Source organism: Micromonospora matsumotoense (assembly GCF_900091525.1).
Lineage (GTDB): Bacteria > Actinomycetota > Actinomycetes > Mycobacteriales > Micromonosporaceae > Micromonospora > Micromonospora matsumotoensis.
Genome location: NZ_FMCU01000007.1, coordinates 39,876 through 54,832 on the forward strand (window position 1 = coordinate 39,876; position 14,957 = coordinate 54,832).

At 72.0% G+C, this 14,957-nt stretch carries 13 protein-coding genes; 1 reads left to right on the plus strand and 12 read right to left on the minus strand.

What is annotated here, in order from left to right; translation table 11 throughout:
- Positions 1-153 precede the first annotated feature (153 nt).
- The 12 genes from GA0070216_RS15785 to GA0070216_RS15845 form a co-directional block, all read right to left on the minus strand.
- Entirely contained in the window at positions 154-2,586 is a 2,433-nt protein-coding gene (locus tag GA0070216_RS15785; protein ID WP_176739001.1) for a RelA/SpoT family protein, read from the minus strand.
- A gap of 278 nt (positions 2,587-2,864) precedes the next feature.
- The gene (locus GA0070216_RS15790) at positions 2,865-3,431 is read right to left on the minus strand and encodes an adenine phosphoribosyltransferase (RefSeq protein ID WP_091246369.1); all 567 of its coding nucleotides are present in this window, start codon (positions 3,429-3,431) and stop codon (positions 2,865-2,867) included.
- A gap of 99 nt (positions 3,432-3,530) precedes the next feature.
- Complete coding sequence (secF, locus tag GA0070216_RS15795) at positions 3,531-4,730, minus strand: protein translocase subunit SecF (protein WP_091246372.1); 1,200 nt, start codon at positions 4,728-4,730, stop codon at positions 3,531-3,533.
- Between the two features lies 1 nt (position 4,731).
- On the minus strand, positions 4,732-6,645 hold the full coding sequence (gene secD / locus GA0070216_RS15800; RefSeq protein WP_176738982.1) for a protein translocase subunit SecD: 1,914 nt from the start codon (positions 6,643-6,645) through the stop codon (positions 4,732-4,734).
- A gap of 227 nt (positions 6,646-6,872) precedes the next feature.
- Positions 6,873-7,238, minus strand: coding sequence for a preprotein translocase subunit YajC (yajC, locus tag GA0070216_RS15805; RefSeq protein WP_091246376.1), 366 nt, complete (start codon positions 7,236-7,238; stop codon positions 6,873-6,875).
- A gap of 121 nt (positions 7,239-7,359) precedes the next feature.
- On the minus strand, positions 7,360-8,424 hold the full coding sequence (ruvB, locus tag GA0070216_RS15810; protein WP_067307871.1) for a Holliday junction branch migration DNA helicase RuvB: 1,065 nt from the start codon (positions 8,422-8,424) through the stop codon (positions 7,360-7,362).
- 43 nt (positions 8,425-8,467) lie between these two features.
- Positions 8,468-9,070, minus strand: a complete 603-nt coding sequence (gene ruvA, locus GA0070216_RS15815; protein WP_091246378.1) for a Holliday junction branch migration protein RuvA — start codon at positions 9,068-9,070, stop codon at positions 8,468-8,470.
- A complete protein-coding gene (gene ruvC, locus GA0070216_RS35020) occupies positions 9,067-9,594 on the minus strand; it encodes a crossover junction endodeoxyribonuclease RuvC (RefSeq protein ID WP_218108214.1) in 528 nt (175 codons plus the stop codon). The genes ruvA and ruvC overlap by 4 nt, the downstream gene beginning before the upstream one ends.
- Positions 9,595-9,749: 155 nt before the next feature.
- A complete protein-coding gene (locus GA0070216_RS15830) occupies positions 9,750-10,358 on the minus strand; it encodes a TetR/AcrR family transcriptional regulator (protein ID WP_091246385.1) in 609 nt (202 codons plus the stop codon).
- 12 nt (positions 10,359-10,370) lie between these two features.
- Entirely contained in the window at positions 10,371-11,936 is a 1,566-nt protein-coding gene (locus GA0070216_RS15835; protein ID WP_091246387.1) for an MFS transporter, read from the minus strand.
- Positions 11,937-12,089: 153 nt separating this feature from the next.
- Positions 12,090-12,713 carry a transcriptional regulator gene (locus GA0070216_RS15840; RefSeq protein WP_245722531.1) on the minus strand — a complete coding sequence of 208 codons (624 nt, stop codon included), beginning with the start codon at positions 12,711-12,713 and terminating at the stop codon, positions 12,090-12,092.
- A gap of 90 nt (positions 12,714-12,803) precedes the next feature.
- Positions 12,804-13,841 carry an aminotransferase class V-fold PLP-dependent enzyme gene (locus GA0070216_RS15845; RefSeq protein WP_091246390.1) on the minus strand — a complete coding sequence of 346 codons (1,038 nt, stop codon included), beginning with the start codon at positions 13,839-13,841 and terminating at the stop codon, positions 12,804-12,806.
- A 245-nt stretch (positions 13,842-14,086) separates the two neighbouring features.
- Here GA0070216_RS15845 and GA0070216_RS15850 point away from each other — a divergent pair, with 245 nt between their 5' ends.
- A complete protein-coding gene (locus GA0070216_RS15850) occupies positions 14,087-14,947 on the plus strand; it encodes an SPFH domain-containing protein (RefSeq protein WP_091246392.1) in 861 nt (286 codons plus the stop codon).
- Positions 14,948-14,957 lie beyond the last annotated feature (10 nt).

The following is a 14,957-nucleotide window of genomic DNA, read 5'->3' on the forward strand; positions in this document are numbered from 1 at the left end:
CCGAGCCGGCGGGCGCTTTCGTGACCTCGGTGTCGGAACGGCTCCCGGAGACCTACGCACGGCTCCCGGAGTCGGGTGGGCCGCCTGCCGGGGCACCACCTGACGACGCCTCCCGGACGGTCGGCTGGGCCACCTACCGGGGTCCCTGGCCCGTCAGGCGCCGGAGGTGACCCGGTAGGCGTCGAAGACCCCGTCGACCTTACGGACGGCGGCCAGCAGGTGCCCCAGGTGCTTCGGATCGGCCATCTCGAAGCTGAACCGGCTCACCGCCACCCGGTCCCGGGTGGTGGTGACCGTCGCCGACAGGATGTTGACCCGCTCCTCGGAGAGCACCCGGGTGACGTCGGCCAGCAGCTTGTGCCGGTCGAGGGCCTCCACCTGGATGGCCACCAGGAACGTGGAGGCGGAGGTGAGCTTCCAACTGACCTCCACCACCCGCTCGGCCTGAGCCCGCAGGTCCTCGGCGTTGGCGCAGTCGTCGCGGTGCACGCTGACCCCGCCGGAGCGGGTGACGAACCCGAAGACCGAGTCCGGGGGCACCGGCGTGCAGCACCGGGCCAGCTTGATCCAGACGTCGCTGACGCCCCGCACCACCACGCCGGGATCGCTGCTGTTCTGCCGGCTGTGCGGCGGGCGGGTGGCGACGGCGGTCTCGGCGATGTCCTCCGCCGCGCCCTCCTCGCCGCCGTACGCGGCCATCAGCTTCTGCACCACCGACTGCGCCGACACCTGGCTGTCGCCGACCGCCGCGTAGAGCGAGGCGACATCGGCGAGGTGCAGGTCCCGGGCGATCGCCATCAGCGCGTCGGAGGTGAGCATCCGCTGCAACGGCATGCCCTGCTTACGCATCGCCTTGACGATCGAGTCCTTACCGGCCTCGATCGCCTCCTCGCGCCGCTCCTTGTTGAAGTACTGGCGGATCTTGGTGCGCGCCCGGGGGCTCTTGACGAAGCTCAGCCAGTCCTGCGTCGGGCCGGCCGTGTCGGACTTCGAGGTGAAGATCTCGATCACGTCGCCGTTGGACAGCGTCGACTCCAACGGCACCAGCTTGCCGTTGACCCGCGCCCCGATGCACTTGTGCCCCACCTCGGTGTGCACCGCGTACGCGAAGTCCACCGGCGTCGACCCGGTCGGCAGCGGGATGACGTCCCCCTTGGGGGTGAAGACGTACACCTCCTGGCTGGACAGGTCGAAACGCAGCGCGTCGAGGAACTCCGACGGGTCGGCCGCCTCCCGCTGCCAGTCCAGCAACTGCCGCAGCCAGGTCATCTCGTCGATGTGCGCCGGCGGGCCGACGATCTGGGTGCCCTTGTGCTCCTTGTACTTCCAGTGCGCGGCGATGCCGAACTCGGCGGTGCGGTGCATCGCGTAGGTGCGGATCTGCATCTCCACCGGCTTGCCGGTGGGCCCGATGACCGTCGTGTGCAACGACTGGTACATGTTGAACTTGGGCATCGCGATGTAGTCCTTGAACCGACCCGGCACCGGCTGCCAGTTGGCGTGGATGACCCCCAGCGCCGCGTAGCAGTCCCGCACCGTGTCGACCAGGATCCGCACCCCGATCAGATCGTAGATGTCGTTGAAGTCGCGACCCCGCACGATCATCTTCTGGTAGATCGAGTAGAGGTGCTTCGGCCGGCCGGTCGTCTCGGCCTTGATCTTGGCGGCCTTGAGGTCGGTGCCGACCTTCTGGGTGACCTGCTTGAGCAGCGACTCCCGCTGCGGCTGGTGCTCCCCGATCAGCCGCAGGATCTCCTCATAGCGCTTGGGGAACAGGGTGCCGAAGGCCAGGTCCTCCAGCTCCCACTTGATCGTGTTCATGCCGAGGCGGTGGGCCAGCGGGGCCAGGATCTCCAGCGTCTCCTTGGCCTTCTGCTCGCGCTTGGGCGCCGGCAGGAAGGAGAGCGTCCGCATGTTGTGCAGCCGGTCGGCCAGCTTGATCACCAGGACCCGCGGGTCCTTCGCCATCGCCACGACCATCTTGCGGATCGTCTCCGCCTTGGCCGCGTCGCCCAGCTTGACCTTGTCGAGCTTCGTCACGCCGTCGACGAGCAGGGTGACCTCGGGACCGAAGTCGGCCCGCATCTGGTCGAGGGTGTACTCGGTGTCCTCGATGGTGTCGTGCAGCAGCGCCGCCACCAGCGTGGTGGTGTCCATCCCCAGGTTGCCCAGGATGGTCGCCACCGCGAGCGGATGGGTGATGTACGGGTCGCCGGACTTGCGGTACTGACCGGAGTGCCAACGCGCGGCCATGTCGAAGGCCCGCTGGAGCAGCCGGGCGTCCGCCTTGGGATGGTTTTCCCGGTGGCTGGCGATCAGCGGTTCGAGCACCTCGCTGACCTGGGAACTCTGCCAGGGGGCGTTGAACCGGGCCAGCCGTGCCCGCACCCGACGCCCGGTCGGCGCGTTGGACAGCGCGAAACCGGCGCTGGGCGACGGATCGTCGTCGGGCGACGACTCCAGGACCATGCCGTCGGGCGCGGCACCGGGGTCGTCGCCGACCCCCGCCGGGCCGGCCGGCGGATCGTTCTTCCGATCGGTCACCGTGCCGTCAGCGTCGCCTGTCGGGTGCACCGTGCCCTCCACCGGAGGGACGACATCGTGGGACACCGGCCTCCTCACCGATCGCCGGGACCAACGCCGGCCGTGCGGCCGACGCCTGTCTTCCAACCGGCCGTCGCGCCGGCGTGTTCCCATCGGCCGCCGTCGGGGCCGATGGCGTTACCCGTCGACCCCCGGTCGACGCCCTACCTGCCGCCCGGACGGGTGATCGCCCGGTCAGCAATGGGCAATGCTACCCGCACGGTAGGTGCCGTGCCGCTCCGCCGGACGGTCCGTCCCAGGTCGTCGGGACGACCGGGGCGTCACACGGTCAGCAGGGCATGGACCGCCCGCCCGGCCAGCCGCTCCCGCCCACCCAGGAAACCCAACTCCAGCAGTACGGTGAACCCGGCCACCGTGCCACCGGCCCGCTCGACCAGGTCGAGGGTCGCCTCGGCGGTGCCTCCGGTGGCCAGCACGTCGTCGACCACCAGCACCCGGTGCCCGGCGGTGAAGGCGTCCTGGTGCACCTCCAGCGTCGCCTCGCCGTACTCCAGGGCGTAGGAGGCCGAGTACGCCGGCCGGGGCAGCTTGCCCGCCTTGCGCACCGGCACCACCCCCAACCCGGTCGCGTACGCGATCGCGGCGGCGATCACGAAGCCCCGGGCCTCGATGCCGACCACGATGTCGAAGCTGTCCCGCCCGTGGTGGTCGATGATGCCGTCGATCACCTCACGGAACACGTCACCGTCGGCGAACAGCGGCATCAGGTCCTTGAACATGACCCCGGGCTTGGGGAAGTCCGGCACGTCCAGCACCCGGCTGGCGACCAGTCGGGCCGCTTCCGGGCCGCTGTCTCCGCGTACCCCGGTGCTGTGGGTCTCCGTCACGGTGGTCGGTTCTCCTTCGATACGACGACGGCGTCCGTCATGCTGCTCGCACAGCATGGCGGACGCCGTCGACTCGGCGTGTGGCGGGTCGCCTGTCGGTCAGCGCCGCTTCGCGCCACCGGGCCGGTTGCCCCCGCCGCCGCTGGGGCGACCGCCCCGGGCACCGGTCGCCCGCTTGGCCGCCGGCCGGGAACCGACCTTCGGCGCGCTGCCGGCCAGGGCCGCCGCCTCGGGGTCGATCGGCTCGTCGGCAGCGTCGTCGGCGGCCGACGGCCGGGCCGCGCCGCGCGGGGCGATCTCGCCCCGGGCGATCGCCCCGCGCCGGGCCAGCACCCGCTTGGTGTGCGCCTCGATCCGCGGGTCCTTGTTCTTCAGCAGCACCAGCAGCGGGGTGGAGAGCAGGATCGAGGTCAGGAACGCCATCGCCATACCGACGAAGAGCACCAGGCCCAGGTCCTTCAGGGTGCCCGCGCCGAGCAGGCCGGCACCGATGAAGAGCAGACCGCCGACCGGGAGCAGGGCGACCACCGAGGTGTTCAACGACCGCATCAGGCTCTGGTTGAGCGCCAGGTTGGCCGCCTCGCCGTAGGTCTGGTTGTTGTTGGCGGTGATGCCCCGGGTGTTCTCCTGGACCTTGTCGAAGACCACCACCACGTCATAGAGCGCGAAGCCCAGAATGGTGAGGAACCCGATGATCGTCGACGGGGTGACCTCGAAGCCGACCAGCGAGTAGACGCCGGCGGTGAGGATCAGGTTCATGAACAGCGAGATGATCGCGGCGACCGCCATCCGCCACTCGAACCGCAGCACCAGGTAGGCCGCCACCACCAGGACGAAGATGATCAGGCCGAGCAACGCCCGGGAGGTCACCTGACTGCCCCACGCCTCGCTGACCTGGCTGCCGCTGATCTGGTCGGCGTTGATGCCGAACTCCTGCGCCATCTCGGCCTTGACCGCGTTGGCCTGGTCGGCGCTGAGCTGCGAGGTGCGCAGCTCGTAGTACTCGCCGCTGGTGCTGCCGACCTTCTGCGCGGTCACCACCTCGGCGCCGCCGCCCTCGGCCGCCAACGCGTCGTTGACCTTGACCTCGGCCTGTTCCAGGGTGCCGACGCTGGCCGGCACCTGGAACGAGTTGCCGCCGGCGAACTCGATGCCCAGGCTGAACCGGTTGACCGCGAAGCTGAGCACGGCGACCAGCACCAGCGCTCCGGCGACCGCGAACCACAGGTTGCGCCGGCCGACGATGTTGAGACCGGCCTCGCCCCGGTAGAGCCGGGACGCCAGACCACTCTTAGCCATCTCAGGCCTCCTTGACGCGCGAGTTGCGGGCGGTGCCCGGGTCGGCCGACCGGGGTGGCAGGGCCCGACCGAGGCCACTGACCCGGGGCGACAGGAACGCCGGGGTCCGGGCGAACATCGTCATGATCGGGTGCCGGAAGAGGAAGACGACCACCAGGTCGAGCACGGTCGCCAGGCCGAGGGCGAAGGCGAAGCCCTTCACCGTGCCGACCGAGACGATGTAGAGCACCACGGCGGACATCAGGGTGATCGCGTTCGCCGAGACGATCGTCCGGCGGGCCCGGATCCAGGCCCGGGGCACCGCGCTGCGTGGGCTGCGCCCCTCCCGGATCTCGTCCTTGAGTCGCTCGAAGTAGATGACGAACGAGTCCGCCGCCACACCGAGTGAGACGATCATGCCGGCGATGCCGGCGAGGGTGAGGGTGAAGCCGATCGACCGGCCGAGCACCACCAGCGCGCCGAAGACGAGCAGCGCGGAGAGCACCAGGCTCAGGAAGATGACCGAGCCGAGCAGCCGGTAGTAGAAGAACGAGTAGACGATGACCAGGAGCATGCCGATGCCCGCGGCCAGCAGGCCGGCCCGCAGGTGGCTGTCGCCCAGCGTCGCGGTGACGTTCTGCTGCTCCTGCGGCACGAAGGTGACCGGCAGCGCGCCGTAGCGCAGCTGGCTGGCCAGGGCGTTCGCCGACGTGTTGTCGAAGCTGCCGGTGATCTGCGAGTCGCCGGTCAGCACGCCCTGGATCTCGGGCGAGGAGACGATCTCGTTGTCCAGCACCACCGCCACCCGGCACTTGCCGTCCTGGCCCAGGGCCGTCTGGTCGCAGCCACCGCCGGTGTTGTTGAACGCCTCCCGGGTCAGCTCGGTCCACTTGGACTGGCCGTCGCCGGTGAAGTTCAGGCTGACCACCCAGGTGCTGGCCTGGTCGAGGACCGCGTTGGCGTCCTTGACGTCGGTGCCGAGCACCTTGGCCTGGTCGAGCAGGTACTTGGCGGCACCGCCCTCACAGGCGACCGCCTGCTGCTTCTCGTCCTTGATCGACGCGGGGGGCCGCTTGTCGAGCTGCGCGCAGGTGATGGTCGGCACGTTGAACTGCATCTGCGGGGTCAGCACCGCGATCTCCTGCGGGGAGAGCGTGCCGAACGGCTTGAGCGTCTCCGCCAGGGCCGGGTTGGTGGCCAGGTCGGCCGGAGCCTGGAGCCCGCTCGCGGCGGCCCAGGCCGGCGTGCCGACCTTCTTCTCGACGGCCTTGCGCTGCTCCTCGATGCTCTGCGACACCGGTGCCTCGCTGGCGCTGGGCGAGGCGGCCGGGGCGCTCGGCGAGGCCGACCCGGACGGGGTGGCGCTCGCGCTGGCGCTCGGCGCGGGGGCGCCGCCGCCCTGTCCACCGGCGCTCGGCGAGCCGGTCACCTTCGGCGACGCGCTCCCGGAGGCCTTCGGCGACGCGCTGCCCGACGGGGCGGGCGAGGCGCTGCCGGACGGGGCCGGGGTCGCCGGGGCGGCGACCGTGCCGCTGCCGTCGGCGGCCTTGAGCACCTTGCGGAAGCGCAGCTCCGCGGCGCTGCCGACGTCGGTCAGCTCCCGGTTCTCACCGGGCAGGGAGATGACGATGTTCCGGTTGCCCTCGGTGACCACCTCCGCCTCGGCCACCCCGTAGGCGTTGACCCGGCTCTCGATGATCTGCCGGGCCTCCTCCAGGTTGGCCGACGTCGGGGGCTTGCCGTCGATGCTGTTGGTCGCCTCCAGCGTCAGCCGGGTGCCACCGATGAGGTCCAGGCCGAGCCGTGGCTCCAGCCGGTCCTTCCAGCCGCCGCTGGCACCGCCCGAGAAGAACACCAAGGAATAGAGGACGACGAAGATGAACCCGAGCACGGCGAGCTGCCGCCCGGGGCGCATCTGTCCCTGAGGTGGTGCCACGGCTGTCTGTCTCCCTGTAACGGTCGCGCCGCCGGCGCAGCGGCGACGAGGTCGGAGCGGGGGTCCCGCCCCGACGTGCTCTGCGCGGACCGCTCCCGACCGTTCGGCACGGCGTACCACCGCCGACGTGGGGGCGTCGGACGGCAGGGCGCGCGTGCCGGCCCCGGGGACCGGCCCACCTATCCAGTTGTCCTGTCACGCCCACCCCGGCGGGGTGGGCGTGACACTCACTCCTTGACGGCTTCCGCGTCCTCGGTGACCGGCTCGTCGACCTCCGGACGCTCGGCCCGGGTGACCACCCGGGCGATGGCCGGCCGGGCATAGCGGGACTGCACGCCGGGGGCCACCTCCAGCAGCACGGTGTCGTCCTCGACGCCCACGACCGCACCGTAGAGCCCGCCGATGGTGACGACCTCGTCACCGGGGCCGAGCGCGGACTGCATGGCCTCGGCCTCGCGGCGGCGCTTCTGCTGCGGCCGGATCATCATGAAGTACATGACCCCGAAGAGCAGGGCGATCATGATGATCGGCGTCAGGCTGCCGGCGCCTCCGCCGGACTGTGCTGCGTAAAGCACGGTGTGCGACCTTCCCATTGGCCCCCGTCGCGGCGCGGTGCGCGCCGGAGCGGAGGCGGATATTCACATCCTGTACAGACCGCGGCGAGTCTAATCCCTGCACCTGGGAACACCGAATGCGACGCAGATCACGAACAGATCACGGTGGATCGGGCGCGTTCGAGAACAGATCGGGCACCGCGGGGGCTTCCATGCCAAATGTACCATTTGGCGGCGTACGGCCCAGGTGCCGCCAGGCGGCCTCCGTGGCCACCCGCCCCCGGGGCGTCCGGGCCAGCAGACCGGCCCGGACCAGGAACGGCTCACAGACCTCCTCCACCGTGTCCGGCTGCTCCCCCACCGCCACCGCCAGGGTGGACAGGCCCACCGGCCCGCCCCGGAACGAGTCGACCAGCGCGGTCAGCACCGCCCGGTCCAGCCGGTCCAGGCCCAGGGCGTCCACGTCGTACACGGTCAGGGCGGCGCGGGCGGTCTCCAGGGTGACCACGCCCTCGGCCCGGACCTCGGCGTAGTCGCGCACCCGGCGCAGCAGCCGGTTGGCGATCCGGGGGGTGCCCCGGGACCGGCCGGCGATCTCCACCGCCCCCTCCGGGGTGATCGGCACGCCGAGGATGCGCGCCGACCGGTGCAGCAGCGCCTCCAGGTCGGCCGGGGAGTAGAAGTCGAGGTGCGCGACGAAGCCGAACCGGTCCCGCATCGGGCCGGTCAGCAGGCCGGACCGGGTGGTCGCACCGACCAGGGTGAACGGTTCCACGTCCAGCGGGATGGCCGTCGCCCCCGGCCCCTTGCCGACGATCACGTCGACCCGGAAGTCCTCCATCGCGCTGTAGAGCAGCTCCTCCGCCGGCTTGGCGATCCGGTGGATCTCGTCGATGAACAGCACGTCGCCCTCGGCGAGGCTGGTCAGGATGGCGGCCAGATCGCCCGAACGCTCGATCACCGGCCCGCTGGTCACCCGGATGCCGGAACCCAGCTCCGCGGCCACGATGTTGGCCAACGTCGTCTTGCCGAGGCCGGGGGGCCCCGACAGGAGGATGTGGTCGGGTGGGGCGCCGCGCCGCATCGCGCCCTGCAACAGCAGGTCGAGCTGGTCGCGGACCCGGTGCTGGGCGATGAACTCGTCCAGCCGCTTCGGCCGGACGCTGACCTCCGCGTCGCGCTCCGCGTCGTCGGCGTACGCGGAGACGAGGCCGTCGCCGGTCATGCCGGCCGCCCCGGCCACGACCGTGCCCACCGTCGCACGCCGGTCATCGGGTCCGGCCCAGCAGTCGGATGGCCTGCTTGAGCAGGACCGGCACCGGCGGGGTGGGACCCTCCACGGTCTCCGCCACCGCGGCCACCGCCTGGTCGGCCTGCCCGGCCGTCCAGCCGAGCCCGACCAGCGCCTGACGGACCTGGTCCGGCCAGGCCCCGGCGGTCACCCCGGCCGCGCCGTCGGTGCCGACCGGCACCGGGCCGATCCGGTCGCGCAGCTCCAGGACCAGCCGCTCGGCACCCTTCTTGCCGATCCCCGGGACCCGGGTCAGGGCGGCGGTGTCGGCGTTGGCGACGGCCTTGCGGACCGCGTCGGGGGTGTGCACGGCCAGCACCGCCTGGGCCAGCCGTGGGCCGACCCCACTGGCCGTCTGGAGCAGCTCGAACAGCTGCTTGGCGTCGTCGTCGGCGAAGCCGTAGAGGGTGAGCGAGTCCTCCCGGACCACCAGGCTGGTGGCGAGCCGGGCCGGCTGGCCGACCCGCAGCTCGGCCAGGGTGCCGGGGGCGCACTGCACGGCCAGGCCGATCCCCCCGACCTCCACCACCGCGTGGTCCGGACCGGTCGCGGTCACCGTGCCGCGCACGCTGGCGATCATCGCGCTCCTCCTCGTCGTACCCGGTCGGCGGCCTCGGCCAGCTTGGACCGGGTGCCGCCCCGCCACACGTGGCAGATGGCCAGGGCCAGGGCGTCCGCCGCGTCGGCCGGCTTGGGCGGCTCCGCCAGCCGCAGCAGCCGGGTGACCATGGCGGTCATCTGCTTCTTGTCGGCCTGGCCGGAGCCGGTCACCGCGGCCTTGACCTCGCTCGGCGTGTAGGTCTGCACCGGCAGCCCGGCCCGCGCCCCGGCCAGCACGGCGATCCCGCTGGCCTGGGCGGTGCCCATCACGGTGCGGACGTTGTGCTGGCTGAACACCCGCTCGACGGCGACCGCGTCGGGCCGGTGCTCGGCCACCAGGTCGGTCAACGACCGGTCCAGGTGCAGCAGGCGCAGCGACAGGTCGTCGGCGGGATCGGTGTAGACGACGTAGTAGGCGACCAGCGAGCAGGGGCGGCCCGGCACGCCCTCGACCACGCCGACCCCGCACCGGGTCAGCCCCGGGTCGACGCCCAGCACGCGCACGCCGCCTCCTCCCCGACCCCTCGGCAGTACGTGTGTTCGACACCCTACTGGGCCGCCCCGACGGGCTGGTGAGCGGACACGCCGGCCACCCCCGGCCCCACCGCCGGTGGGCGGGCCGCCGGCCCGGGACCTACCCACCGCCGGCCGGCGGTGGTTCAGTCGGCCCGCAGGCCGTCGAGCACGCCGTCGACGACCTTCTCGGGGAGCAGCCGGTCGTCCAGATCCGGGTGCCAGCGCAGCAGTCGTTGGACCAGCATCGGCCCGGTGAGCAGCGCCATCGCCACCTCGATGTCGAGATCGGCGCGCAACTCGCCACTGGCCACGCCCCGGCGGAGCACCTCCCGCATCAGCTTCCGCCGGGGTTCGATGATGTTCTGGTAGAGCTGGAAGTGGTCCGGACTGCGGTTCACCTCGGGCACCAGGCACGGCATGATCCGCTCGGCCCGGGGGTCGATGTTGTGCCCGACGGCCCCGACCAGCAGCACCAGGTCGTCGCGGACGGAGTGCCCGGCGGGTTGCGCGACGACCCCCTTGAGCCGGCGCAGGGCGTCCAGCAGCAGGGCGTCCTTGCCCGGCCAGCGGCGGTAGATGGTGGCCTTGCCCACCCCGGCGCGGGCGGCGATCGCCTCGATCGACAACGCCTCGATGGTGCTGCCCTCGGCGAGCAGGTCGAGAGTGGCCTCGATGATGGCCTCGTCCGCGCGGACGCTCCGCGGTCGCCCGGGCGACCGCGGAGCATCGGCGGTGGAGTTCACGTCAGACATCGTTCTGCGAACCTACGTGGTTCCGGCCAATTCCCGTTCCGCCACCGGCGTGTCGGCGGTGGCGGTGGCGGGCCGGCCCGGCATCCAGCGCAGCACGATGAGGATGCCGAGGGCGGCCACCACCGCGGAGATCGCCGCCGCCCAGTGCATGGCCGAGACGAAGGCGTCGTTGGCCGCCGCGATCAGCTTCGGCGCCGCCGGGCCGAGCTGTGCCGCCGCCGCGTACGCCCCGGAGACCGACTCGGTGGCCGCCTCCCGGGCCGGGGCGGGCAGGCCGTCGACGGTGGCGGCGATGTCCTGCCGGTAGACCGCGGAGAGCACCGAGCCGAGGATCGCGACGCCCAGCGCGCCGGCCACCTGACGGACCGTGTTGCTCACCGCCGAGCCGACGCCCGCCTTCTCCCGGGGCAGCGCCGACATGATCGATTCGGTGGCCGGGGGCATGATGTTCGCCATCCCGACGCCCTGGAGGAAGAAGGCCACCAGCACCACCCAGATCGGCGTGTCGACGTCGATGAAGGCGAACGCGGCCAGCGCCACGGAGGTCAGCACCAGGCCGACCGTGGCGACCGCCCGGCCGCCGTACCGGCGCACCATCGCGGCGCTGCGCGGCGCGAAGACCAGCTGGGCCCCGGCGAACGGCAGGAAGAACAGGCCGGTCTCCAGCGGGCTGTAGCCCCGGACCAGCTGCATGTAGAAGGAGCTGAAGAACATCACGCCCATCGCGGCGAAGAAGACCAGGCCGACGATCGCCACCGGCGCGGCGAACCGGGGCACCCGGAACAGTCGGACGTCCAGCGACGGGTGGTCGCTGCGCCGCTCGTGCACCACGAACCAGGCCAGCACCGCCACTCCGCCCAGGATGGCGGCCCAGACCGTCGGCCGGCCGAAGCCGTGCTCGCCGCCGTCGATGATGCCGTAGGTCAGCGCGACCAGCCCGACGACCGAGAGCAGCACGCCGAGCACGTCGACCCGGCCCGGCCGGGGGTCCCGGGACTCGGGCACCAGCAGGGCGACCAGCAGCACGCCGAGCACTACCACCGGCACGTTGATCAGGAATACCGAACCCCACCAGAAGTGCTCCAGCAGCGCGCCGCCGAGGATCGGGCCGATCGCCACCGCCAGGCCGACCGCGCCGGCCCAGACGCCGATCGCGCGGCCCCGTTCCCGGGGGTCGAAGACGTTGGAGATGATCGACAGGGTCACCGGCATGATGGCCGCGCCGCCGATGCCCATCAACGCACGGGCCGCGATCAGCTGGCCGGGGCTCTGCGCGTACGCCGACAGCAGGGACGACAGGCCGAACAGGACCAGGCCGATGAGCAGGAACCGGCGGCGGCCGGCCCGGTCGCCGAGCACCCCGAAGGTGAACAGCAGGCCGGCGAAGACGAGGGTGTAGGAGTTGATCGCCCATTCCAGCTCGCCCTGGCTGGCCCCGAGCCCGTGCACCGGGTCGGCCAGGGTACGCAGGGCGACGTTGAGGATGGTGTTGTCGAGGACGACGACGAGCAGGCTGATCACCAGCACACCGAGGATCGCCCATCGTCTCGGATGCCCGGTGTTCTCGTGCGGTTGCATTGTGGTGGTGCTCCCCCCGGTTCGCCCGTCCGCGCAATACGAGACGAGGCAGACTCGTAACAGCACTCACCCTACGAGGATCGGGTTTCGATACGGCACCGGTTCGTATCGTTTGTGGTGCGGGTCACGCCCGATCGAGCGGGACACCACCACTCAGACCGGCACGCCGCACGCGGCCAGGGCGGCGGAGAAGCTGGTCAGCCGGGTCGACGGGGGCGGTAAGGACTCGATCCACCCCGGCCCGGCAGCGTACACGCGTACCCCCGGGAAGTCGCGGCCGAAGCGGACCAGCCGGTACGCGCGGCCGGTGACCGGCGTCTGCGACCAGGCCACCACGATCCGCGGGCGGGCCCGCAGCACGGCGGACCGCAGCGCCACCCAGGGCAGGGCCGGCCCGAGATGCAGGCAGCCCCGGCCCTGCTCGCGCAGGGCGGCAGCCACCGCGTGCAGGCCCAGGCAGTGCGCCTCGTGCTCGGCGCCGGCGAGCAGCACGCCGTCGGCGCGCCACTGCCGGACGGGATCACGCCGGTGCACGTCCAGCCCGATCCGGATGCCCTCGGACAGGGCGTGCTCGACGGCGATCTCAGCGGCGTCGCGCCCGCGCAGCCCGGCCAGCAGCGGCACGCAGAGCCCCTCCCAGACCGCCGCCACCCCGGCGTCGGCGGCGAACTCCAGCACCAGCGCGGCGACCAGGTTCGCGTCGAGGTCCTCGGCGGCGGCCGAGAGCCGCTTGTGGGCCGTCTCGACGACCTCGACCGGCATCGGATCGGTCAACACCAGACGCACCTCCCGGGTAGCTCACCACTACCAGGGGGTTCGCCCGGACGGCCCGGTTCGGATGCGCCGTCGGTGGATTATCTGCGTCGCTCAGCCGGTGAGCGCCTCCAGTGCCAGGTCCACGTCCGCCTCGGTGGTGTAGAGGTGGAACGCGACCCGGATCTGCCCGGCCCGCACCGCCGCCCGGACCCCGGCCCGCGCCAGCCGCTGCCGCGCGTCGGGCACCTCCACCGCGACGATCGCGCTGCTGCCCGGCGGTCGGCCCAGCCCGGCCAGGAAGCGGTTCGCCAACGCCACGTCGTACGCCCCGATCACCGCCGGGTCGAGCGCGGCGACCAGCTCCAGGGCCGGCGCGGTGCCCACCCAGCTGAACCAGGCCGGGGAGATGTCGAACCGGCGGGCGTCGTCGGCCAACCGCAGCGGCGGACCGTAGTAGGTGGCGTGCGGGTCCTTGCCGGCATACCAGCCGGCGGCGTCGGGGCGCATCCGCTCCCGTAGCGCCGGCCTCAGATAGGCCAGTGCCGCGCCGCGCGGCGACACCAGCCACTTGTACGTCCCCACCGCGACCGCGTCGGCCAGCGACCCGTCGAACGGCAGCCACCCGCACGCCTGGGTGGCGTCCACCACCACCAGCGCGTCGTGTGCACGGGCGGCGGCCACGATCTCGGCGTACGGGGCGACGGCCCCGTCGGCGGACTGCACCAGGCTGAACGCCACCAGGTCGGTGCCGGCGTCGATCGCGTCCCGCAGACCGGCCAACGGCACGGTGCGCACCCGCACCCCCCGTTCCTGCTGCACCAGCCACGGGAACAGGTTGGAGGTGAACTCGACCTCCGGGACGACCACGGTGGCCCCGGCGGGCAGGGCGGCGGCGATCGGCGCGAGCAGCTGCGACACGGTGCTGGCCACCGCGACGTCCGTCACCGGCACCCCGACCAGCCCGGCGAAGGCCTCCCGGGACCGCCCGGTCGCCTCCTCCCACACCTCCCACGAGGTACGCCCCACCCGCCAGTCGGCCAGCGCGTCCTGCACCGCCGTCCAGACCGGCTGGGGTGGCAGCCCGTAGCTCGCGGTGTTCAACCAGCCAGGCTCCGGCTGCCACAGCTTGCGCGCCTGTTCCAGCTCCATGCCACCGACGCTAACCACTCCCCCGGCGTGGGCGTCAGCGCCAATCCGGCCCCGGTGGCCTGGCCGGGTGCCCCAGGCCAGGCCACCGGGGCAGGGGCACCCGGCCTGGCGCCCTGCCGGCCGGCGGGTGGCAGGGCGGCGGCGGTCAGGGCCGCGGCGAGCCCGACCGGTGTCCGGCCGAGAGCTTGACAGGGTGCCCTAGGTTGAAGATCAACATTGTGACGAACCCGGAAGGGTGATCCTCCATGCCGGTCGGCTTCACGTTCGCCGTCATTTTCGCCATCGGGCTGGCGATCGCCGGTGCGGTGCTGCTCATCGCCCACAATCAGGGCGTCAAGCGCGTCTCCGCGCTGGTCGCGCTCGGCTGCCTCGCCGGGATGCTGCTCTTCGGCGTGGGGTCGAGCGCGCACTCCGTGCCGATCCGCTCGGTCGGCATCGTCACCAGCTTCAACAAGCCGACCGGCGAGGTCACCGGCTCCGGCCTCAAGTGGGTCGCCCCCTGGCAGAAGGTCGGCGAGTGGGACGCCGGCCGGCAGAAGTACGACCACATCGGCGGCGACCAGTGTGTCCGGGTCCGCACCGGCACCCTCGCCGACGCCTGCGTGGAGGTGCTGATCGAGTGGCAGGTCAAGCCCGAGAACGCGCCGAAGCAGTTCATGGACTACAAGGGCGACTTCGAGAGCTTCCGGGGCCAGCGGGTGGGGGTGCAGCTGGACAGCGCGGTCAACGACGCCTTCGCCACCTACAACCCGCTGGAGAAGATCGACGCCCGGACGGGCAACCTGAACGTCGACCTCAAGCCGTTCTCCGAGGGCATCCGGGGCAACGCCGAGGGCCGGCTCTCCGGCGACGTCGACATCCTGTCCGTCACCATCACCCGGGTCAACCACGACGACAAGACCGAGGGCAACATCAAGGCGTTCCAGGACAAGCTCGCCCAGACCCGCAACCTCGAACAGGACCGCAAGAACGCCGACATCCAGCGGCAGATCACCGAGACCAACGCCAAGGTCGACAAGGTGTCCCGCTGCCTGGAGATCGCGGAGAAGAACGGCAGCACCCCGGGGCTGTGCATCAACCCGGGAATCGTGACCGGCGGCAAATGACCATCCGCCG